The following is a 21,651-nucleotide window of genomic DNA, read 5'->3' as shown; positions in this document are numbered from 1 at the left end:
CCCTTCCCCCTTGCAACCGGGGAGCGGCGGGCCCGGTGTTTTCATCCGTACCCTGCCCCTCCCTCCGGGGGGCTTTCCCGTCCACCCGAGGCTTGACAGCCTGGGGAGGCACGTCTAACGCAAGGCGCCATGAGCACACCCCGCTTCCCGCCCTCACCCAGCCGCCCCGTCAACAACCAGGGCCCGCTGCGCGTCCTGCTGCTGGAGAACATCCACGCCTCGGCCCAGGAGATGCTGGTGACGGAGGGCTTCCAGGTGGAGCGGCTGTCCGCCGCGCTCAAGCCGGAGGAGCTGGCGGAGCGGCTGCGCGGCGTGCACGTGCTGGGCATCCGCAGCAAGACGACGGTGCCGGAGGCGGCGCTGAAGTACGCGGACGACCTGCTGGCGATTGGCGCGTTCTGCATCGGCACCAACCAGGTGGACCTGCTCTCCTCCAGCGTGCACGGCGTGCCGGTGTTCAACGCGCCGTTCAGCAACACGCGCAGCGTGGCGGAGATGGTGCTGGCGGAGGTGGTGGTGCTGACGCGTCAGCTCTTCGACCGCAGCCGGGAAGTGCACCAGGGGCAGTGGCGCAAGGTGGCCACGGGCAGCCACGAGGTGCGCGGCAAGACGCTGGGCATCATCGGCTACGGGCACATCGGCTCGCAGCTGGGCGTGCTGGCGGAGTCCCTGGGCATGCGCGTCATCTACTACGACGTGATGACGAAGCTGCCGCTGGGCAACTCGCGGTCGGTGCCCACGCTGAACGCGCTCCTGGCGGAGTCGGACTTCGTGACGCTGCACGTGCCGGCGCTCAGCTCCACGCACCTGCTCATCGGCCCGGAGCAGCTTGCGGCGATGAAGCCGGGCGCGTGCCTCATCAACGCCAGCCGCGGCACGGTGGTGGACATCCCGGCGCTGGCGCAGGCGCTGCGCTCCAAGCACCTGGGGGGCGCGGCGGTGGACGTGTACCCGGACGAGCCGGAGGGCAACTCGGACGGCTTCGTGACGGAGCTGCAGGGGCTGCCCAACGTGGTGCTCACGCCGCACATCGGCGGCTCCACGGAGGAGGCGCAGGCGTCCATTGGCAAGGAGGTGGCCACGTCGCTGCTCAAGTTCGTCAAGGGCGGCGCGACGACGGGCGCGGTGAACTTCCCGCAGGTGGAGGCGCCCATCATCCCGGGCACCCACCGCATCATCAACGTGCACCGCAACACGCCGGGCGTGCTGCGTGACATCAACCGCATCGTGTCCGACTTCAACGCCAACATCCACGCGCAGGTGCTGAGCACCGACGCCAACGTGGGCTACCTGGTGATGGACCTGGACCAGGACGTGTCCCAGCAGGTGTGCGACGCCATCGCCGGGCTGGAGACGGACATCAAGACGCGCATGGTGTCCTAGGCGTCCAGGATCTTCCCTGGGTTCAGGATGCCCTGCGGATCCAACGCGCGCTTGAGGGTGCGGAGCAGTTCCAGCTCCCCGGGCGCGCGCGTGTAGCCCAGGTAGTCCTTCTTCAAGAGGCCGATGCCGTGCTCGGCGGAGATGCTTCCGCCGTGCTTGCGCACGAGGTCGAACATGGCGTGGTCCGCCTGCTTCGCGTGCGCGAAGAAGTCCGCCTTCTCCACCGCGTCCGGCTTCATCACGTTGACGTGCAGGTTGCCGTCGCCGATGTGGCCGAAGAGGCAGATCTCCCATCCCGGGTAGCGGCTGGCGAACACGGCGTCCAGCTCCGCGCAGAACGCCTCCAGGCTGGCCACCGGCAGGGAGATGTCGTTCTTGTGCAGCACGCCCGTGGCGGAGAGGCTCTCGCTGATGGACTCGCGCAGCGACCACAGCTCCGCGGCCTGCCCCGCTCCCTGCGCCTGGGTGCCGTCGGTGACGAGGCCTCGCTCGAAGAGGGAGCCAAGCCACGCCTCCACCGCCGCCGGGTCGCCGCCCTCCGACTCCAGCAGCACGTAGCAGCCGCTGGGGGACTCGAAGGGAGAGCGCAGCTTGCGGTGGCGCTGCACTCGCGCGAGGCACTTGTCGGTGAAGAACTCGTAGGCGGACAGCGCGAGCGGGGCCTGCCGCGCGTCGCGGAACAGGCGCAGCACGGCGGCCACGTCCGGCACCGCGAAGAGGAAGACGTCCTGCTTGCCCGGCAGCCGCGTCAGCTTGAGCGTGGCCTCCGTGATGACGCCCAGCGTGCCCTCGCTGCCGATGAAGAGCTGGCGCAGGTCCACGCCGGTGTTGTTCTTCTCCAGCGCGCCGTTGAGCTCCAGCACCTGCCCCTGCGCCGTCACCACCTGGAGCCCCAGCACCCACTGCCGGGTGAGGCCGTAGCGGATGACCTTCACGCCACCCGCGTTGGTGGCGATGTTGCCGCCCACCGTGCTGCTGCCCTTGGAGGCGAAGTCCACCGGCCAGGTGAGCCCGTGCGGCGCGCAGTGCTGGTGTACCCCTTCGGTCACCGCGCCCGCCTGCACGCGCACCGTGTTGCCGAGCAGGTCTACGGGCTCCATGCGGGTCATCCGCTTGAGCGACAGGACCACCTCCCCCTTCATCGCCACCGCCCCGCCCGCCAGGCCCGTGCGCCCGCCGGAGGGCACCACCGCGACGCGGTGCTGGTGGCAGAGCGCCAGCAGGCGGGCGACCTCGTCCGTGGTGCGGGGGAAGGCCACCGCGCCGGGGGCGGGGGTGTACACGCGCGTCCAGTCGCGGCCGTACTCCTGCAGCTCCGCGGGCTCCCGGGTGAGGAAGTCGGCGGGGAAGGACTCGGCGATGGCGCGGAGGAAGTCGGCGGGCAGCGCGGGCGTGGACATGGCTCCAGGCCTATTCCACGCACCCCGGCATGACAAGTCCGGCGGCGGCAGCCAGGGAATTGGACCGGCTACGTATGGGGAGGAGCGCGGCGTCCCCGTCGCGGCCCGCCTACCCGAGGAACCCGATGAAGCCCTTCCGCGCACTCGCCGCTCTGGTCACCCTGACGCTCGCCCCCAGTGCCCTGGCCGAAGCGGAGGCCCCCCTCAATGGCGTGCCCTACGTCTTCGTGACGGTGGATGCCTACAGGGTCCGCTCCTCCGGCCTCATGGAGGTCACCGGCATCCTGCAGGGTGAAACCACGCCCCGGGTCATCGGCTTCTACGACACCAACGCAGCCGAGCGCTGTGACCGGCTGGCGCTGCTCGCCCAGAGCCGGCCCGGGCGCTACCTGCTGGAGCTGACCGATACCTACGACAGCGTCAGCTGCAAGCTGATCCGCCAGTAGTCCGCCCCGGGCCCCTTCCATGGACCTCCTGTCGAGAACGACGTGGGCGCTGGTGTGCGTCACGCTGGGCCTCCAGCTCGGCTGCGGTGAGGGCACCGGGCCGGAGCGGCCCCGTCCGTCCCCGGTGGACGCGGATGGCGACGGCCACCTGGCGAACCTGGATTGCGACGACCAGGACGCCAGCGTGTGGTGGGTGGCGAAGGGCTACCTGGACGTGGATGGGGACGGGCGCGGGGACCCGGCCCTGCCGGTCACCTGCGTGGGGGACGACACGACGGGCTGGACGACGGTGTCCGACGACTGCGCGCCCCAGGACCCCACCCGGTGGCGCTCCGTCCCTGGCCTCTACCCGGACCAGGACGGTGACGGGGCCACCGGTCCCGGTCCCGTGACGGCGTGCGTGGGGAGCACGCTCGCGGGCTATCGGGAGCAATTGGGGGAGCCGGACTGCGATGACCAGGACGCGGAGGTCTGGCGTTCGGAGCTTGCGTGGGCGGACACGGATGGCGACGGCGTGGGGGGAGACGTGTTCAAGAGGTGGTGCCCTGGCAAGGGGCGCACGCCGCCCGCGGGCCACGTGACCACCACCGGAGACTGCGCGCCCGGGGACGCCAGCCAATGGCAACTGCAGGCCTTCTCGCACCGGGACGAGGACGGGGATGGCTTCACGAGGCCGCTGACGGGCGTGGTGTGTTCAGGGACGGAGCTGCCTCCGGGCTTCGCCAGCACGCCCGCCCAGCCGGACTGCGATGACCGCGCCCCGAACCGCACCACCCTTGTCGAGCGCTGGGCCGACCTGGATGTCGACGGGTTCGGACACGGGACGCCGGTGCTGCGCTGCCAGAGCCCCTGGGAGTCGCTGCCATGGGAGACCTTCCGGGACGGGGACTGCGCGCCGGAGGATGGCCAGCGCTGGCAGCTCCTGGCCTATGCCTCCCGGGACGTGGATGGGGACGTCTTCCTGGCGCCGGAGACGGGCCAGGTGTGCAGCGGCTTCTGGCTGCCAGTGGGCTACTCCGACAAGGTCCTGAACCAGGACTGCGATGACCGGGACGCCTCGCGGTTCCGGGTCTGGAACGTCCATGCCGACACGGATGGCGACGGCGTGGGCGCGGGCCCGGTGGCGGCGGTCTGCGGCGCGTGGGGGGTGCCCGCGGGCCACTCCGTGACGGACACCGACTGCGAGGCCGGGGACGCAAGCCGGTGGCGGCTGCTGTCGTATGCCTTTCGCGACGCGGATGGTGACCGCTACACGGTGGCCCAGAGTGGCGCGCTGTGCGGCGGTGCATCGCTGCCCCAGGGCTACTCCACCCAGGTCGGGTGGGGCCTGGACTGCGACGACACGAACGCCGCCGCGAACCACAACGTGTCTGCCTATGCGGACACGGATGGAGACGGGGTGGGCGCGGGCGCGGCGACGACCCTGTGCACCGCGGGCCAGGTGCCCGCTCCGTGGTCCGCCACGAGCACGGACTGCGCCGCGGAGGACGTGACGCGCTGGCAGTCCCTCGCGGCGTCCCACGTGGACGCGGATGGGGACGGCTTCACGACCCCCATCCCCGCGACGCCCGTCTGCACGGGGCAGACCCTGCCGTTGCCCTATCACCCCAAGGCCGTGGGCAATGATTGCAACGACGCGGAGCCGGGCCTCTTCCGCTGGGCTGTCCTCTACCCCGACAAGGACGGAGACGGCGTGGGGGCGCCGCCCCGTCAGGTCGAGTGCATCGGGCAGACGGTGCCGGCGGGCCTGTCCCTGTATGGGGATGACGACAACGACCAGGACCCGGGCCAGCAGGTGGACGAGGAGCAGTTCGAGGACCTGGAACTCATCCTGGACCTGTGAGGCGACCTGTGAGGCTCCGGGCCGCCCGGGCCCGGGGCGTCAGCCCTTGATGAAGGCCAGCAGGTCCGCGTTGATGACGTCCTTGTTGACCGTACACATCCCGTGGCTGAAGCCGGGGTAGACCTTCAGCTCCGCGCCCTGGATGAGCTTCACCGTGAGCCTCGACGCGCCGTCGATGGGGACAATCTGATCATCATCCCCATGCATCAACAGGGTCGGCACGTCGAACCGCGCCAGGTCGGCGCGGAAGTCGGTCTCCGAGAACGCCTTGATGCACGCATATTCGGCGTTGAGCGCCCCCATCATGGACTGGAGCCAGAAGCTCTCGCGGACGCCCTCGGACACCTGCGCGCCGGGCCGGTTGTAGCCGTAGAACGCCAGGCTCAGCTCCTTGAAGAAGCTGGAGCGGTCCGCGCGCACGCCGGCCCGGATGCTGTCGAAGGCCTCCATGGGCAGCCCATTCGGATGCCAGTCCGTCTTGAGCATGATGGGTGGAACGGCGCTGATGAGCACGGCCCTGGCCACGCGCGACGTGCCATGACGCCCGATGTAGCGCGTCACCTCGCCGCCCCCCGTCGAATGACCGACATGGATGGCTTTGCGGAGGCCGAGCGTGGAGCTCAACGCGGCGAGATCATCCGCGTAGGTGGTCATCTCGTGGCCGTTCCGGGACTGCGATGAGCGTCCATGCCCCCGGCGGTCATGCGCGATGGTGCGGTAGCCGTGGTCGGCCAGGAACAGCATCTGGTCTTCCCAGGCGTCGGCCGTCAGGGGCCAGCCGTGGGAGAAGACCACCGGCTGACCATGCCGGGGGCCCCAGTCCTTGAAGTAGAGCTGGGTGCCATCCCGGGTGGTGAGGTAGCTGCCCGACAGCTTTCCAACATGCGCGCTGCTGGCTTCGACTTCCGTGGACGTGGGCGTGGACGTGGACATGGGAGGCCTTGCGGTGCGGGGGTCCGACGCGCGTGAAGATGCGTGTCGGCCCCCTGGCCTGCCACTGTCCCCGAGGGCTTCCTTATGGGTGACTGGCCGGGTTCGCGGGGTTCGTCCCCGCCGCCCGCTCATCCCCGTCGAGGAACCCGTCCAGGTCCCGGTCGATGCCGACGCGCTGGCCCGAACCCGGGGGCGTGCAGGTGTAGGTCAGCACACCCTGGTGCGTGGCGACGGCCGAGCGGAGCGCCGCGGAGGCCACGAGCGGCAGCGCCGCGCGGTCCGTCTTGAAGTGACCGCCGCCCACGTAGCGGAACCCCATCTCAAGCGCTCCGGTGCGGCCCTTGGCGACAAGGTCGCACTCGCCCGCATTCGCGCGCGCCACCAGCAGGTCGATGCGCGGCCCCGCCACGCCAGCGTTGGTGGCGGTGAGCGTCACCTGCTGCCCGACGATGGGGGCCAGGTTGGTCTCGAAGGCGAACATGTACTGCGCCATGTCCTTCTTGGCCTGCACGCCCGCGGGCGTGTTCGGGATGCCCACCGAGTTGAAGATGGGGTGGAAGTCGAAGCCGCTGCTGAAGAGGAACAGCGTGGGGATGGAACCATCGCTGTTGAAACCAATGCCTCGCACCTGGTCGCCCAGGAACGGATCCACCGGAGCGGTCCCGAAGGTGAAGCCCGCGCCGAACATGCCGACCTTCTGGTACATGTTCCGCAGGTGCGGGACCTTGGGGAACAGCGGCTCCGCGTCGAAGGAGCTCTTGCCGTCCGTGCCGAAGAAGCCCTTGAAGGGGCCCTCGCCAGGGTTGGCGTTGACGTCCACGCGGTGGCAGGCCTCGCACGAGCCCTGGAAGATGCTGACGGTGTGGGTGAAGAAGTCCTTGCCCGCCTGCTGTGCCGGCGTGAGCGAATTGTCCAGGTTGCGGATGGGATTGGGCGGATAGGCCACCTGGAGGATGAAGTCGGAGAACTTCTGCATCTGCTCCGGCGTGAGCTGGGAGCTGCGCCCCAGGAGGTCCATGAAGGCCGGGTTGAACTGCTGGAAGGCCGCGACCTCGTCGAAGGTGCCGCCGTTGGGCTGGACGCTCGGCGCGGCGTTGCCGCCCGTGCGGTCCCCACGCCAGTGCATGGGACCCTGGTTCGCCATGCCGCGCAGGCTCTGCGTGGCGAGGGGGCCCTTCATCGGGTGGAAGGACGTGTCCTGGCCGAACGTGGGGTCCGTCCCGAACTCCGGCAGGATCGGCACCACGGGGTTGGCATTGGCCTTCACGTCGCCGTCCGGGTTGCCCAGATCCCAGGTGATGCTGTCGAAGTCGCCGAAGATGTGGCAGCTGCCGCAGGACGAGTCCCCGTGGCTGGAGCTGGCGCGCGCGTCGTAGAGGAAGGGACGGCCCTGCACGACGCTCGGGGGCTCGGGGTTGAACAGGGGCAGGTGCGCCACCTCCGCCTTCGTCGTGGTGTTGACGACGGAGATGGCGTTGTCGAAGCGGGTCAGCACGTAGAGGCGGTTGCGGGCCTCATCCAGCACCAGGCCGGTGGGGCCGCCGCCCGTCAGCGCAATCTGGTTCGCGGTGCTCGGCACGAAGGTGCCGGCCTCCAGCGCGGAGGTGGCGTACACGCCGAGCTTCGACGAACCGAACGCGGCGACATAGAGCGTGGCGCCGTTGGACGTCACCGCCATGCCCATGGGCTGCGCGAGGCTCTTCTCGCTCTCTGCGTTGGGCGTGGGCGCGCAGCAGGCCGCGTAGTTGATGTGTGAATTGAGGTGGCGGGGCACGGCGCCGGAGCTGCCCAGCACGGTGATGCGGCTCTCGTGCAGGTGGCCGCGCAGGGTGCTGCCCGCGAGGGTGCCGGGACCTTCGAAGCGCAGGTCGTTCCGGGCCTCGGTGTTGCTGACGTAGACCTTCCCGTTCACCGGGTTGACGGCCATGTTGAACAGGATGGTGCCCACGCCGGTGTACGCGCCCGCTGCGCCCGCGACCTGCACGGGCGGGTTGGCGGTGGCGGAGATGGCGAAGACGTCCTTGTCCGGCAGCGTGAAGCGGACGTACGCCGTCCACGGGCGGTTGAGCATGTCCACCCAGTCCTCGCCGTTGTACTTCACGATGACGGAGGTCTCCGGGGCCGCGATGCCCTGGTGGTTGACGTTGGGGCCGGGGACGCCGCCCGCGGACTCACCGCCATTGGGCACCAGGCTCTCGTGGACGACGGAGGTGCGGTTGCCGGAGTGGAACGCCGCCGCGTAGACGCGCGAGCCGTCCGGCGTGGCCGCGAGCGCGCGCGGCGTATCCCCGAACAGGCTCAGGCGGGTGAGCGGCGTGCCGCCCAGCGTCGTGCCCAGGTTCTCCGAGTCGAAGACCCAGACATCCGCCCGGCCGACGCCCGGCGTGGTGAGCTGCGGATCAAACGCCGCGTTCTGTCCGCGGTGCGCGGCGGTGATGAAGGCGCGCTTCTTCCCGGGGCCGGCGAAGACGATGTCGCGGGGCTCGTCGCCCACGAGCAGCGTCCGCGTCACGGCGCCGCCGTGTCCGTTCGCGTCCACGCGCACGATGCTCACGCTGTCGGACAGATGGTTGACGACCCAGACCTCGTCATTGCTCCGGGCGGCGACGGCGACGGGCTCCAGGCCCACGGGCACCGAGCCGGTGTGGACGAGGCCGCCCGCGCCGACCTGGAAGATCTCCAGCCGGTTGTCGGGCGTGTTGACGGCGAAGAGCCACTGGCCGTTGGGGGAGAGCGTGAGGGGGCGGACCTGACCGCTCTCGAAGACGGTGAAGTGCTGCGCGAACGACGGGAGGCTGGCGGCAAGGCTCAACAGCAGCAGCATCGCGGACGCGGCGCGTGGGAGGCCACGGCGCGAGGCCGGGTGTCTGGCTTTCATGATGCCTCTCTGGAAGAGGGGGCGGGTGTGTTCTGCGCTCGCCCATTACCCTGGCATAATACTACTTGGTCACATTCGAAAGGGCAGTTCAGGCGGAGCTTTGTGGTTGATGGCTCTGTCGCAGAAGGGGCAGGTGCCAATCTGCCTGAGCAGGAGGGGCTGCAACGCGCATCGCACCATCGGCAGCGTCCAGTGAACCCTGCTCCGGGGGAAGCGCCCGACGGAGCGCGAGGAAGCCGTGAGCCACGGCGCAGAGGATGGCGTGGTGGTGGAAGCTACGCCATGTGCGTCCTTCAAAGTGGTCCAGCCCCACCGTCGACTACGTCAAGCAAGATGTTTAGAGGGGTGCCACTCAGGAATCCCTGGGGCGGAGGACCCCATGGCAGTGGAGAACTTCACTATGACAGGGCCAACATCATGGGGGAGGCGCGGATTCGAGCGAGTCCACGAGGGTGTCGCACAGTGCCTGATCGAAAATCCGGAACCCAAACTCATGACGAGCGACGCGTTCGTTGTCGTAGTAGCCCTCGAAGGACAGGAAGTTGAAGCTCGTGACAACGGCCCAGTCATCGCACACGAGGATCTTGGAGTGGACACGGCGACGGAGGAAGCGGACTCCAGCCAGCGCCAGCGCCTCGCGCCGGCTGGCAAGCACTTCCTGTACCTCGCTCTCGTCATGGTAGACGAGAGTCACCGAGACGTTACGTTTGGCCGCATCTTCAAGCACTGCAGAGGGAGCCACGCCGAGCACCCCAATGCCCAAGGACTCTGACGAGACGACGACACGCCTTGTCGCGAGACGGAGTGCATCGAGCAGCAACTTGCGGTGCTGGGCGTCGGCCACGGGCATGACGAGCGTGCCGGCCTCCTGAAGCCTGGATTGAAGTATGCTCGCACGCTTTTGCCACTCCCCCTTCCAGATGTTTATGGCCAGCGGGTTTGTCCCTGGCTCGTGGAGGTTGACGCCGAAGTCGACTGGCGAAATCAACTGGCGCCGCCCCTCAAGGGCGGGGTCATCCATGATGATTCGCTGAAGGCGGTAATCCCGAATGAGGGAGCGCGCCCACTGTACGGTGGTGCGCACTGCATAAACCACGGGAGGTCGTCCATCGGTCGGACGCCAAGCGGTGCCCGACTGTGACGGAGGAGTCTCTGTGCTTTCTGGAGCCTCTACGCGCAGTCCAACCTCGTGCTCGCTTCGTTCGGCACTGCTGGCGAGAAAGTTGGCGCTGGATGCCAGCGCCCACCGAAGGTCGCAGACGACCACCTTGGCATGCACAGCAGAAGGCTCCTGCGCCACGAAGAGGCCACCGATCTTCTGCTCGCGAGGGGAGAGTAGCTCAATCAGCTCGCGGGCCTGGGGGCCAAATTCGTCCTCGAAACGGGCCTTCCGGTTGATGCCCCAGAGGAGATGGACGCGGACCCCACGCGTCACCGCACGGAGCAAGGCGTTACGCAGGGACTCGTTGGTCTCAAGCTGTCTGACCCATGGATTGACAAGGAGGACTTGGTGTTCGGCCGTCTCTAGGGCCGACAGGACCGCTTCGTGGTGGGCTCTAGCTCCGACTACCAGTCGCGCGTGCGCCGCATGGGTGACGGCTTCGTCGACATGATCACTCGCGTCGCGCTCAAGCAGGATGAGCTGCTCATGTGCAGCTCGGAGCGCATCTGTCTCGGAGGGCAGTGCCTCCAGTCCTCTGACTGAGGCGACGAGCTGGTGGACGGTAGCCACGGGGTCTGCGCTAGCCTGCTCCGGCGTATTGTCCTCCTGAATCTCCTTGAAGCGCTCCATGAGAAGGTGAAAGAACTGCCCCCGCTCCCTCGCGAGCCCTTGCTGCCAGAGTTCGACCAGCCCTCGCGAGATGCTTTGCCGGATAGAGCCGGACAGGGTGGAGGGGCCGATTATGCGCAGCGCCGGTGCATCCGAGTCATCGTCTGCGCCGCCCTTCCGGGACATTTCCACGGCGATGAACTCACGCCCAACGTTGACCCCTCCCATGCTGGACGACGGCCCATTACCGACGACTTTCACGTCGATTACGCGCTGGCGTTGGAGGCTCATTCGCATGTTCTGCTCGGCCGTTGAGCCTCCCTGCTCCTGCGCGAGTCGGCTCCGCACCGCCCGCGCCACGGCGTGCATGAGCTGTGGCTTCTGGATGTCCTGGACCAAAGGAAGGCGCTCGTTCTCTGGGGCGCGCAGTCTTGCTTGTCCCCGGCCGAGTTCGCGAGAGGCGGGGAATACCGCACCACTGACGAGTTCTTGGAGGAGTGCATATTCCCTGGGCTCGGATGGCCGCGTCGAGGCGAGCTTCTGAGCCCAGTCTGGGGAAGGCATCGCTGGGTCGCCAAGCTCCTCGCGGATGGTGGGGGCCAGCTCAAGGCGGCCAGTGAGCCGGTCCACGAAGAGAAATCCCCCTCGCAGCAGGTCTACGCAGAGGTCCAGAGCTACCCGCTCGTCGAGTCTTAACACATCACGGAGTTGCAAAATGTTGTTGGCGCCGGCGGCGATGGCCCTCAACGTAAACTGCTCGATGGGGCTCAGGCCCTCTTGAGGGCCGAATTGGACCTGCACGGTGAAGCGGCGGCAGGGAATCAACACGCCATAGGTGTTCATCAGGGCTTCCTCATCGCGGGCGCGAACGACAGCGGGGACTCCCGCGGATCGACGATGAAACGCGCTTCTGAACGCACATACCGGGCAACTTCGGCCCAATGCGTGTCGCGGAAGCGCTCGAAGTGAGTGAGGCTGCCGAGAATCACGAGGAGCCGTCGTGCCCGGCTGAACATGACATTTGCCCGTTCTGGCGACTGCATGAAGCCGAGGCCCTGCGTCGGCGCCTCATAGGAATTGTTGCGCACGAGGCTGACGAAAACCACCTCGGCCTGTCGTCCCTGCACTTCATCCACCGACCGGAAGACGTCTTCGGGAAGCTGTTTGAACTTCTCGCGCAGGCGCTTGAGTTGCTCGCGGTAGGGCGAGAGCACGGCAACGGGAGGAACCTCCACGTGGTGCTCAGGAAAATGCGGAAGGTGCCTCAAGAGCGCACCCAGCAGGTCCATTTCAAGGAAGTTCATCCGTCCCCGCTCATAGGCGCGTTCGTTGAAGACGCTCGTGTCAATCCAGACCAGGGCGGTCTGCTTCAGGAAAGGGAGCTGCCCCAGATTGTGGGGCCGGATGGCGCTCGGATGGGTGAGGAGCTGGCCATCATAATAAGCTTGGCTCACGAGGTTGCCGATGTCCGGGTGCATCCGCCTTTGTTCGTCAATGCGGCCTCGCGGCTCCGTCCAGTAGCCTCTGGGGATTTCTACGGTCATGAGGTGCTGGAAGTGGCCCAGTAGAGGGCGCATGTTTTCGGACGGAAGCTGGCCGGTGGCTTCTGCTGTGACTCGGTCCGCGATGTCGCGCGTCAGCAGCCTCTCACCCACGTCTCGCTGGTAGGCGGGAAGCTGCTTGTGGTCGCCGATCAGCAACCACCGGTCACCCTGGACGAGAGGCACGAGGATTTCGCTGAGCCAAGCCCTCGCCGCCTCCTCGACAATCACCCAGTCGAAGCCACTTCCAGCTCGCAGTGATTCTGTGTCGGCACCGGCTCCCGCGCAGGTGGCGAAAACCACGTTTGAGGCACGCTGGACGCGAGAGTACATTTCCGCGTCGAAGTCCTGGCCCTTCGCCTTCTGCGCCCACTCCTTTTGGATTCGCCCGAGGGGCCCGACCACACCGGAAGCCAGCCCCATGCGCTCCCGAGTCCTGGTTAGGACATTCGTGAGGAGGAAGGGGCGGGCCTTAGCGCTCACCCGCTCCTCGGTTTCCGCGCTGGCATGACGCAGCAGGAGGGGCCCTCCGGCTGCGGCATTGTCGAGGATGCCGAGCAGGTGAGCCACGTTTTCCAGTAGGTTGTCGAGGGCTGCGTTGGATTGGGCACTGATGAGCAGCCGGCCAAAGGGGTCCAACCGGATGACATCCTTGACGATGTGGGAGGCAATGAAGGTCTTGCCCGTTCCTGGTGGACCTTGGACGACGAAGAATGGCTCCTCGTCGATGATGCGGCGTACGAGCTTCGCAGTTTCCGGAGATGATTGCTGCAGGCCTGCTGCGACGGTCGCGAGCATTTCAGGTGCAGAGAGTGACAGGCCTCGCGGCTCCCGCAGCTGGGCGAGCAAGTGATGGTGGTTGCGCAGGCGCTGGGTGGCGCGGCGCTGCCTTGAGAGGACAATCCGTGCGGCCTTCTCGTTCGGCCGCACCGTGCCGCGCTCCGGCAGGAGGAACTCCTTCTCGTTGGGCTTGAAGCGGACCGTGAAGGGGTCGAGAGCCGCATCGAGCTCAAGCTTGATGGGGACATCCTCTCCGTGCTCGTTGCGAAGGATGAATTCGAGGGACTCGCCTTCATCGAGGGCCTGCTCCGCCCGTTGCTCAAAGTAGGCGCCCATTGACGGAACAAGCTGCTCGCGGAAGAACAGCTCTGCAAAGGCCGCCACCTCGCGTCTCGCGTCATACTCAAGAGGGCGTCCGGCAGCATGCAGGATGATGGGGCGGGGGGTTGTATCTCCACGAGTGCGGGGAGTGCCCTCGCTCTGCCGCTCGTAGCGATACTCCTGCACCGTGAGCTGTGCCTCTTGGTAGCGTACGAGCCAGTCGGCCGTGGCCGCCACGATGGAGTCCTGCTCTCCCTGCTCGTCGAACCGAACCACGTGGACGATGGTCGTCCACGCAGGAGTTTCCGCTGGTATCGGGCGCTGGAGGCCCGGTCGATTTGTGGGGAGGAAGTACGAGGCCTGGATGGGTGGCATTACCCGGCGGTGCGACTGCTGGCGAAGCTCGCGAACCTTGTCCGCTTGGCAGACGTACTTCACGAGAAGAATCTTCTTGTTTTCGTCCTGACGCCCTTCGTTGAGGTATTGGCAAAAGTACGCGTAGCGCTGCCCCATGAGGACTGTCTTCGCCAAGCGCGCCTTCTCTGGCTCCTTGTCCTCCCAGGGAGCGAAGCCGCGGGGAGACCACGTGACCACTCCGCCGTAAAGGTCCCGCTCGACGAGTTCCGCGTACTCGCGGATATCGGGACTCGTCGGGGTGCTTCGCGTCATTCCATCCCGGAAAAGACGTTCGACCGTTTCGCGGAGGAAGTAGAGCTGGTGAGGCTTAGCGGAAGCGGCGCCCTGCGCGGACTCAAACTGCGCGAGCAGACTCGGATAAAGACGGCCGAGGGTGTCCGCCACCTCCAGTCCGGAAGGCATGCGGTTGCTTGGCGCCGGCTCGGTCATTTGGACGAGCAACCGACACAGTTCGTCCGGCACCTGCGCGCTGCGAAGCCGCAAATGCGCCAGACGAATCAACTGTTCGTGACTGGATGGGGCATAGCGCGAATTGGCGATAATCCCATGGCATTCCTCCTCGGGCAGCCCGGCGAACCAGTCGATGCCGATCATTCCGAGGCCGAACACGTCACAGGCGAAGCTCTCGATGTGTCGAGAGGTGTTGCCGAAGAGTGGCGATAGCCGCTCCGGTGCCATGCATGCGAGTGAGCTGGGCCGGGTCGGAAGGAAACCGGACGAGTGGGGCTCGGCGACGGCTCCTTGTCCTCGAAGCCACGCCGTTACGAACGCGCTCAATTGGAAGCCGTCGAGATAGACGACTGGGTCCTCCTGAGAGTCCAGCGCCCTGATGGTGTGCGGCGTCAACGAGCGGTGCATCATGCCCTCGCCGTGGAGGACGGCCAGGGCGTCACAGAGAGTGGAGAAGCAGCGAAGGGCAGTGACGCGATCTGCGCGAAGGCGGGCGAGGGTGGTGTGGTTACCCTCGAGCGGCTGGCCGGAGTCATCGAGGATGAGATAGCCGAGTTCCATCTCGGGGATGAGACCAGCCCCCGCTAGGCGCGGGAGCGCCGACTGTTTCCGGCCTGACAGACGGTGCAGCGCACGCGTCTCGTTTCGCCAGAAGTGGGCCAGCAGCGGATTGGAGCCCGATAGTGAGTAGACACGGAGGAGGTGGGGACTTGCGCTCTTCTCGGGCCAGACAAACGTCTGCCATGCACTACCTGGCACCAGCACTTCGAACTGCGCGTCCTCGGGCGGGGTGAACCGGCCATGCAGTCTGCCTCCAGGACTGAAGAGCCTGGAGAGTTTCTCGCGGATCTCGGATTCGGTCATCTGCGCTCTGAGGGCGTCTGCTGCGGCCGGAGTTGCCAGCAACCAATCACTGGAAGTGAATTCCTATCGCAATACAGCGCTTAATGCCGCTGGGGCGCTGAGGACCCGAATGAAGTCGCCGTTGACTCAGTGTGCCTCCCCCGAGTAACCGTCCGGCGAACGACGTGCTGCGGGCCATTGCCGAGTTAGCGGCAGCGGCGAACGATCCGCTTGGCCGACCCTGGGGCGATCCGCTTGGCCGACCCTGGGGCGATCCGCTTGGCCGACCCGCTGCGATCCATTACCCCGACCCGTTACAGCTGTGAGCAGCGGCAGGTGGAGCACCATTCCATCGAGCAGTACCAGAACGAGTGACTTGCCGCTGAAGGGGAGGAACGAGCGTGGATCTGCGACTGGCCTACGAGCAGGCGCAGCCTCAGCTCGTGTTCCGCCCTTGGTGGAACCAGGGATGCAGAGCGCCATCGACCGGGGCTTCGCCGCCGGCCACGCCGCTACTTCCCGCACCGTCAGCAACCGCGCCCCGAAACCTTGCACCACGGGTGCAGCAAAACCCTTGTGAGGCCCAGCCATGGGCTGGGACGATTGGACGACCCCAGGCGCGGGGGCCTCAGTGCTTCCTTGTTCGCGCGTGCGCCGGGTTTCAACCCTGGGACGGCAGGGCCTGGGGCCACTCGCGCAGGAGCCTCCCCGCGGCGGCCTCCTGGGCCCACTCCACCTTGCCGACCAGCGCGTCCCCGCCCCGCACGAGGCGGAGCTCCCGCCACACCGGCGTCCCCGCGACGTAGCGCGTCTCCCCGGCGGCCCAGGACTGGCCCCCGGTGGCTTCCACCACGCGCGCCACGCACGCGTCGAACTCTGCTCCGGGCAGCCAGCGCAGGGACTCCAGCACCGGGGCCGCGTCGAAGCCTCGAAGCGAGGTGGGCTTCCCGGTGACGGCGCTCAGGGCCCTGGGTCCCTGCCCCTCCGGGATGAAGGACACGCCCTGGGGACGCAGCACGGCATGGCCCGACAGGTGGCCCAGCTTCGCGGGGAAGAGGGCCACCGATTCCAGCCGCACACCGGACCGGGCCGCTCCGCGCAGGGGCGCCTGACGGTGCAGCTCCAGGAGCGCGGCCACCTCCTCGGCGTCCGTCATCCCGCGCGTCTGCAGCAGACGATTGCCCACCACGCGCAGGCCGAGCGAGCCCGAAGCCAACTGGAGGCCGTCCTCGGCGATGGTGCCCAGGCGCACCTCCTGGAGTTCACCGAACACCGGGCGCCAGAGCACCCGCTCACTGGTGATCCGCAGCCGACCGGAGCCCAGGAAGGGCCACGCCAGGGGGCGGACGACGGGCCACAGCACGGAGCGCGCGAGGGGGGCCGCGCGCTGGCGCAGGGACAGGCCTTCTCCGGGGCGAAGCGCCTCGCCCTGGCGTCCCCTGGGATGCCTGCGGGTGTCGGTTTCGAAGACCAGCACTTCGCCGGGGTTCAGCTCCCACGACGGGCGCTGACGCACCAGCGCCTCCAGCCGCGTCAGCACCTCCTCCAGCGAGAGGTGCGCGGGCACCACGGCCAGCACCTCCAGCCTGCGCCGCGCGAGGCCGGTGAGCCGCTCGCGCCGGGCCGACAGCTCCCGGGCCTCCCGCAGCACGGGCAGCTCCTCGCTCCACGCCTCCGTCGCCGCGCGACGTTGGACGCGCTCCAATGCCTCTCGCAACGCCTCTGCCCGGGCCACGAGCGCGGGCACCAGCTCCGGCTTCCGCAGCAGCCCCCGGCGCCACCGGCGGCCCGACAGCAGTGATTCCAGCTCCGCGTGCTGACGCCGGGCCGTGGCGATGAGCTCCGCACGGCCTTCGAGCTGGCGCTCGACGTCCGCCACGCTGAGCCCTGCGGACAAGGGATTGGGGCGGGGGTGCTCGGCCATCGCGCCGCGCAGCATAGCCTCAGCGCCCTACTCGCCTTGCGTCTCCCACTCCAGACGCTTGTACTCGCGCAGCATCTCCTCCGCTTCGGCGGACTCGGCCGGAGTCGGCGCGGTGGACTCGGGCCACGGCACGGAGGGCCGGGTGGGCGTGCCCTCCGACTCCTTCAGGAGCGCGAGCAACTCCCGCGCGGGCTGCCCGGGCAGCGGGGGCACGACATGCAGGGAGCACGGCGCGGCTTCCACATCCCCGAGCGCCGGGGCATCGGGCGGCGCCATCCCCAGGTCATCACAGGGAATCGCCGCGGCCTGGAGCAGGGGCGCGGGCAGCGGCGGCCCCTCCACCACCACCGCCCCGGGCTCGGGGGGCAGCAGGTCGTCCGGACCGAAGTCGAGGAGCGGCCCGAGCGCCGCGCGGGGGGGCACCTCCACGTCCCCGTCATCCCTGGACACGCACCGCAGCGTGTTCGGGCGCGGCGTGGGAGCGCTCTCATCGCTCGCATCCATGGCACTCACCTCCATCAGGTGCGCCGGCAGCGGTGGCAGGGCCGACACGACAGGCGGCGGCCGCGTCACCTCGAAGGGGGCCTCCAGGCGCGAAGGCCACAAGGGCACCGGCGGCGGCGGCGGCACGACGGGCTCGCGCAGCGGCAACGAACGCACCCGCGCCCCCAGCGCCTCCGCCTCCTTCGCGAGCGCGGCGTCATGTTCCGCCAGCACCCGCTCCGCCCAGGCCTTCAACCACCGCGCCAGGGCCAGCACCCAGAAGACGTGGCGACGCTCGCGGAGCGATGGCGCCCGGGGCTCCTCGGCCTTGACTGGCGGAGCACCGAACACCGTCAGTCCTCCTTCACGCACATCCGGATGACCAGGGGCGTCGCACCGGCCGCGAGCACCTCCGACTCCACCGCCAGCATCTCGCCCCTGGCCCGCACCTCCAGCCGGCCCAGCGAATCCATGGGCGACACGCTGGGGAACTGGAAGAGCCCCTCCGCGTCCGTGCGCGTGCTCAACTGCAGCGAAGGCAGCGCCACCCACGCGCCGCGGATGGGCACGTCTCCGGGCCCCACCACCCGCCCCAGCAGCGGACCCGGCGAGGGGGCGCTCCCCACCAAAGACAGACAGCGCACCTCCGCCAGCGGCCGCTCCTTGCGCACCTGCACCCGCAGGCGGAAGGCGGGACGCGGCACCGAACGCAGCCCCGCCCAGAGCGCGGCCGGCACCGGGCTCAGGTCCACCTCCAATTCCTTGTCACCCATGGCCGCGAAGACCAGGTCCCCCAACAGCCGGTGCGCGCGCTCCGGCGTGTCCGCGCCCACCGTCACCAGATAGCAGACGGTGAACTGCAGGGTGCCGCGCGTCACCGTGCGCGTCGCGGGCGCCGGGCCCAACTCCAGCAAATAAAGACAGACGCCACGCTCCAGGGAATCCCGGTCCGGCACGCCCAGGAACACGGGTGCCTCCGTGGCAATGCGCCCTACCCACGCTTTCATGCGTTGATCGACTTCGTCGATCATCCTCGGCCCCCAGCTCCAGGTCCTGACAACCGTTGCGCTGCCAGCCCATCGTACGCTTGCATTGCCTTGGGCGTCTGGCCATGACCCACCAGATGGACCGGGACGTCCTTGAGCTGACAGGGATTGAAGACCCCCGGGTCACGCCCACCCTGTCGGGAACCGAGCAGTCCTCGGCCCGCACATCGCGGCATCCCGGAAAGCCCGTACGGGTTTCACGCAACCTCGCTTCTCTTCCGGGCGCCCTTCCGCGAATGATGAACGCGGGCCGGCAAACACCGTGGAACTTTCGTCATGACGATGGACTCCCTTCCAATGAGACGACGCATCCCCCTTCTTCACTCCCCCCTCGCGCTGGGGTGTCTGGCGGCGCTGGGCATCGCCACGCCCGCACTGGCACAGGACGACGGCGCCCCCAAGCACACGCTGGGTCTGCTGGTGGACGCCGGGGCGCCGCATGGCGTCGGCGTGTCCGCGGTGGTGCGGCCCACGTCGTGGCTGCGGCTGCAGGCGGGCCCCACCACCAACACGCTCAGCTTCGGCGTGCGCGGTGGGGTGAGCATCCTGCCCATGGAGACGTTCATCGCACCGTCGTTCAACGCGGAGGTCGGTCACTACTTCGGCTCCGAGTACAGCGACGTGCTGGACTGGCTGGGGCGCGAGCCGAGCACGACGTCGCAGGCCATCCGGGACGTCACCTACAACTACGTGACGGGCAGCGCGGGCCTGGAGGTGGGCGCGCACAGCCGCTTCAACTTCTTCCTGCACGTGGGCCTGAGCTACGTGGCGCTCACGGTGCCGGACCCCACGCCGCTCATCCAGGACGCGGCCGGCGACGACTCCGTCACGTCCGGGCCGCTGCACGTGCGCGCGACCATCCCGTCCGTGAAGCTGGGCTTCATCCTCTACTTCTTCTGAGCCAGGAGACTCCCCACATGCGTACGAAATCCTTCCGCACCCTCCTGCTCTGCTGCGCCCTGCCCCTCTTCACCACGGGCTGCGAGTCCCTCTTCTCCATCGAGGTGGAGGCCGAGGAGATCTGCAAGACCGAGAACGACCTCTCCTTCCCCGCCGCCCCTCCGCTCAGCGGCAGCGTGGAGCAGTCCTTCCAGATTCCCCTGGGCGACTTCGCCAACGCCCTCCCGGATGACACCGACGTGGAGACCCAGCTGCGGCTGAAGCTCTTCGACGCCACCGCCACCACCGACATCAGCGGCATCGAGCGCGCCAGCCTGTCGGTGCGCAAGCCGGGCTCCACCGAGTACGTGCTGCTGGGCGAGTTCCGCCGCACCGGCACCGGCGGGCCCACCAACAAGCTCCAGCTCACCAGCAGCGGCGAGGTGGACGTGCTGGACCTGGCGAAGCAGGAGCAGATGGAGTTCCTCTTCCAGGCGACCGGTTCGCCGCCCTCCCAGCCGTGGAGCGCGGACGTGAAGGTGTGCGTGGGCGCCAAGGCGCAGGCGAACTACTTCAACCTGTTGTTCTGAAGTCCGCCGTTCCGGCCCCCCCGGGAGGTCCACCGGAGGGGCCGGAAGTTGGACGCGGACGCCCGGCGCCCGTAAGTGGGGTGGGTGGGACGCAAGCGCGCCGTGGGCGGCATCAACATTCCGTGGTGGGCGTGGCTGGCGCCGTGCGTGCTCGCGCCGGTGGTGCTGCTCAACGTGGGCGTGGCGTGGCTGGGCGGGACGCACGTGTCGCCGCTGTCCTTCTCCTTCCTCCAGACCAAGGCGCGGGCGCTGGGGGCCTACGCGGCGCACCGGCCGGCCTGCATGCTGGACGCGCACCCGCCGCTGACACCGCTCATCTCCGACGCGGAGCGCCGCCACGACCTTCCGCCGGGGCTCCTGCGGGCGCTCATCCAGGTGGAGTCGGAGACGCGGGTGCACCGCATCTCGCCCGCGGGAGCCATGGGCCCCGGGCAGCTCATGCCGGACACCGCGGCGATGATGCGGGTGGAGGACCCCTTCGACCCGGCGCCCTCCATTGACGGGAGCGGGCGCTACCTGGCCGAGCAGCTCCGGCGGTTCCGGGACGTGCGGCTCGCGGTGGCCGCGTACAACGCGGGCCCGGGGTCGGTGAACGGGCACGTGCCGCGCAACGGGGAGACGGAGTTCTACGTCGCCCGGGTGATGGCGGCCTGGGCGCACACCCGGCCGCCCGCGCCGGTGGTGGTGAAGCGCCCCGCCTCGAAGGCGCCGGAGCGGGCCCCGGTGGCGAAGGCCGCCGCACGCAAGGCCCGGCCCGCCGCCGTCCCCGCGAAGCCGCCTGGGGCGCCCCGGGTGACGTCGCCCGGCAAGAAGCCCGCGTCCCGGCCGGTGGGCGCTCCCACGCTCGCCTCCGCGCGCAAGCCGTAGCGGCTTTCGGAGCCCTGGGGCGGCCCCTACCGCCTCACTCCTTCCGGGACCGCGCCTCTTCCAGCCGCCGGCCGTGCAGGCCGCTGGCGGCGCCCGTGTCCAGCCACACCTCCACGTCCCGGTGGAGCTGGAGGAAGGACGCCGGGCACCGCGTGGTGATGGGGCCGTGCACCATCCCCGTCACCGCCGCCGCCTTGTTCACGCCGAACGCCAGCACCACCACCCGGCGCGCCTGGAGCATCGCCGCCATGCCCACGGTCAGCGCCGACATGGGCACGCGCGACGGGTCGTCCCCGAAGGGCTGCACGTGCGACAGCCGCGTCTCCCGGCTCAGCCGCGTGCGGTGGCTCATCGCGGTCAACACGTCCCCCGGCTCGTTGAAGGCGATGTGCCCGTTGGGCCCCACGCCCAGGAGCAGCAGGTCCAGCCCTCCGGCCTGCGCCAGCGCCGCGTCGTAGCGCGCGCACTCCGCCTCCGCGTCCGGCGCGCACCCGTCGAGGAAGTGGATCCGCTCCGTTGACAGATTCACATGCCGGAACAGGTGCCGGTCCATGTACGCGCGGAAGCTGCCCGCGTCCTCCGCTGGCAGGCCCAGGAACTCGTCCACGTTGAACGTCGTCGCCCGCGACAGGTCCAGCTTCCCCTTCGCCGCCAGCTCCGACAGCCCCCGGTAGACATTGAGCGGCGAGCGCCCCGTGCACAGCCCCAGCACCAGCTCCGGCGTGTGCCGCACCGCCTCCGCGATTCGCGCCGCGCAGGTGGTGGCCGCCTCCTGTTCCGTCTCGAACACGCGTAGGTTCATGAGGCTCCCAGCATACGCCCTCCCCCTTCCCTGGTCGCGCGGCCCCCCGGACGG

The 21,651-nt window shown here is 68.7% G+C and carries 15 protein-coding genes and 1 pseudogene; 6 read left to right on the top strand and 10 right to left on the bottom strand.

Annotation, left to right across the window (positions count from 1 at the left end; all coding sequences use genetic code 11):
* The first annotated feature begins 129 nt into the window (after positions 1 to 129).
* A complete protein-coding gene (serA, locus tag D7X12_RS22865) occupies positions 130 to 1,383 on the top strand; it encodes a phosphoglycerate dehydrogenase (protein WP_120627404.1) in 1,254 nt (417 codons plus the stop codon).
* On the opposite strand, the gene D7X12_RS22860 is transcribed toward serA, so the two are convergent.
* Positions 1,380 to 2,783 carry an FAD-binding oxidoreductase gene (locus D7X12_RS22860; RefSeq protein ID WP_120627403.1) on the bottom strand — a complete coding sequence of 468 codons (1,404 nt, stop codon included), beginning with the start codon at positions 2,781 to 2,783 and terminating at the stop codon, positions 1,380 to 1,382. The genes serA and D7X12_RS22860 overlap by 4 nt on opposite strands.
* Positions 2,784 to 2,908: 125 nt before the next feature.
* Between D7X12_RS22860 and D7X12_RS22855 the strand changes: the two genes are divergently transcribed.
* Both D7X12_RS22855 and D7X12_RS22850 read left to right on the top strand, forming a co-directional pair.
* Positions 2,909 to 3,229, top strand: a complete 321-nt coding sequence (locus D7X12_RS22855) for a hypothetical protein (protein ID WP_120627402.1) — start codon at positions 2,909 to 2,911, stop codon at positions 3,227 to 3,229.
* Between the two features lie 19 nt (positions 3,230 to 3,248).
* Positions 3,249 to 5,072, top strand: coding sequence for a hypothetical protein (locus tag D7X12_RS22850; protein ID WP_120627401.1), 1,824 nt, complete (start codon positions 3,249 to 3,251; stop codon positions 5,070 to 5,072).
* A gap of 39 nt (positions 5,073 to 5,111) precedes the next feature.
* Here the strand turns inward: D7X12_RS22850 and D7X12_RS22845 are convergent, their stop codons facing one another.
* From D7X12_RS22845 to D7X12_RS22810, 8 genes and pseudogenes are all read right to left on the bottom strand, one after another.
* Positions 5,112 to 6,005 (bottom strand): alpha/beta fold hydrolase, encoded by an 894-nt coding sequence (locus D7X12_RS22845; RefSeq protein WP_120627400.1) that lies wholly within the window; start codon positions 6,003 to 6,005, stop codon positions 5,112 to 5,114.
* An 82-nt stretch (positions 6,006 to 6,087) separates the two neighbouring features.
* Positions 6,088 to 8,883, bottom strand: a complete 2,796-nt coding sequence (locus D7X12_RS22840; RefSeq protein ID WP_120627399.1) for a hypothetical protein — start codon at positions 8,881 to 8,883, stop codon at positions 6,088 to 6,090.
* Positions 8,884 to 8,971: 88 nt separating this feature from the next.
* Positions 8,972 to 9,196: pseudogene (locus D7X12_RS44455) on the bottom strand (IS701 family transposase); the annotation flags it as partial.
* A 102-nt stretch (positions 9,197 to 9,298) separates the two neighbouring features.
* Positions 9,299 to 11,497, bottom strand: coding sequence for a phospholipase D-like domain-containing protein (locus D7X12_RS22830; RefSeq protein ID WP_120627398.1), 2,199 nt, complete (start codon positions 11,495 to 11,497; stop codon positions 9,299 to 9,301).
* Entirely contained in the window at positions 11,497 to 15,027 is a 3,531-nt protein-coding gene (locus D7X12_RS22825; RefSeq protein ID WP_120627397.1) for an AAA domain-containing protein, read from the bottom strand. The genes D7X12_RS22830 and D7X12_RS22825 overlap by 1 nt, the downstream gene beginning before the upstream one ends.
* Positions 15,028 to 15,667: 640 nt before the next feature.
* A complete protein-coding gene (locus tag D7X12_RS22820) occupies positions 15,668 to 16,930 on the bottom strand; it encodes a hypothetical protein (RefSeq protein ID WP_147443776.1) in 1,263 nt (420 codons plus the stop codon).
* Positions 16,931 to 16,957: 27 nt separating this feature from the next.
* A complete protein-coding gene (locus D7X12_RS42525; protein ID WP_147443775.1) occupies positions 16,958 to 17,764 on the bottom strand; it encodes a hypothetical protein in 807 nt (268 codons plus the stop codon).
* A gap of 2 nt (positions 17,765 to 17,766) precedes the next feature.
* Entirely contained in the window at positions 17,767 to 18,420 is a 654-nt protein-coding gene (locus tag D7X12_RS22810; protein WP_244224724.1) for a carboxypeptidase-like regulatory domain-containing protein, read from the bottom strand.
* A gap of 336 nt (positions 18,421 to 18,756) precedes the next feature.
* On the opposite strand from D7X12_RS22810, the gene D7X12_RS22805 reads away from it, so the two are divergent.
* The 3 genes from D7X12_RS22805 to D7X12_RS22795 all read left to right on the top strand — a co-directional run bounded on the left by D7X12_RS22805 (position 18,757) and on the right by D7X12_RS22795 (position 20,795).
* A complete protein-coding gene (locus D7X12_RS22805) occupies positions 18,757 to 19,359 on the top strand; it encodes a hypothetical protein (protein WP_244224723.1) in 603 nt (200 codons plus the stop codon).
* A 17-nt stretch (positions 19,360 to 19,376) separates the two neighbouring features.
* The gene (locus D7X12_RS22800) at positions 19,377 to 19,928 is read left to right on the top strand and encodes a hypothetical protein (RefSeq protein ID WP_120627392.1); all 552 of its coding nucleotides are present in this window, start codon (positions 19,377 to 19,379) and stop codon (positions 19,926 to 19,928) included.
* A gap of 84 nt (positions 19,929 to 20,012) precedes the next feature.
* Complete coding sequence (locus tag D7X12_RS22795) at positions 20,013 to 20,795, top strand: lytic transglycosylase domain-containing protein (protein ID WP_120627405.1); 783 nt, start codon at positions 20,013 to 20,015, stop codon at positions 20,793 to 20,795.
* A gap of 34 nt (positions 20,796 to 20,829) precedes the next feature.
* Here D7X12_RS22795 and D7X12_RS22790 read toward each other — a convergent pair whose 3' ends face one another.
* Positions 20,830 to 21,597, bottom strand: a complete 768-nt coding sequence (locus D7X12_RS22790; protein ID WP_120627391.1) for a glucosamine-6-phosphate deaminase — start codon at positions 21,595 to 21,597, stop codon at positions 20,830 to 20,832.
* Positions 21,598 to 21,651: the final 54 nt, after the last annotated feature.

The sequence above is a fragment of the Corallococcus sicarius genome (genome assembly GCF_003611735.1).
Taxonomy (GTDB): Bacteria; Myxococcota; Myxococcia; order Myxococcales; family Myxococcaceae; genus Corallococcus; species Corallococcus sicarius.
This window is presented reverse-complemented; position numbering and strand designations above follow the sequence as displayed.

Excerpts from the sequence above, each read along its gene's own strand:
- D7X12_RS22810 (WP_244224724.1), bottom strand. The coding sequence starts at position 18,420 with ATGAAAGCGTGGGTAGGGCGCATTGCCACGGAGGCACCCGTGTTCCTG.
- D7X12_RS22820 (WP_147443776.1), bottom strand. The coding sequence starts at position 16,930 with ATGGCCGAGCACCCCCGCCCCAATCCCTTGTCCGCAGGGCTCAGCGTG.
- D7X12_RS22855 (WP_120627402.1), top strand. The coding sequence starts at position 2,909 with ATGAAGCCCTTCCGCGCACTCGCCGCTCTGGTCACCCTGACGCTCGCC.
- D7X12_RS22825 (WP_120627397.1), bottom strand. The coding sequence starts at position 15,027 with ATGACCGAATCCGAGATCCGCGAGAAACTCTCCAGGCTCTTCAGTCCT.
- serA (WP_120627404.1), top strand. The coding sequence starts at position 130 with ATGAGCACACCCCGCTTCCCGCCCTCACCCAGCCGCCCCGTCAACAAC.
- D7X12_RS22850 (WP_120627401.1), top strand. The coding sequence starts at position 3,249 with ATGGACCTCCTGTCGAGAACGACGTGGGCGCTGGTGTGCGTCACGCTG.
- D7X12_RS22845 (WP_120627400.1), bottom strand. The coding sequence starts at position 6,005 with ATGTCCACGTCCACGCCCACGTCCACGGAAGTCGAAGCCAGCAGCGCG.
- D7X12_RS22860 (WP_120627403.1), bottom strand. The coding sequence starts at position 2,783 with ATGTCCACGCCCGCGCTGCCCGCCGACTTCCTCCGCGCCATCGCCGAG.
- D7X12_RS22840 (WP_120627399.1), bottom strand. The coding sequence starts at position 8,883 with ATGAAAGCCAGACACCCGGCCTCGCGCCGTGGCCTCCCACGCGCCGCG.
- D7X12_RS22830 (WP_120627398.1), bottom strand. The coding sequence starts at position 11,497 with ATGAACACCTATGGCGTGTTGATTCCCTGCCGCCGCTTCACCGTGCAG.
- D7X12_RS22805 (WP_244224723.1), top strand. The coding sequence starts at position 18,757 with ATGAGACGACGCATCCCCCTTCTTCACTCCCCCCTCGCGCTGGGGTGT.
- D7X12_RS22800 (WP_120627392.1), top strand. The coding sequence starts at position 19,377 with ATGCGTACGAAATCCTTCCGCACCCTCCTGCTCTGCTGCGCCCTGCCC.
- D7X12_RS22790 (WP_120627391.1), bottom strand. The coding sequence starts at position 21,597 with ATGAACCTACGCGTGTTCGAGACGGAACAGGAGGCGGCCACCACCTGC.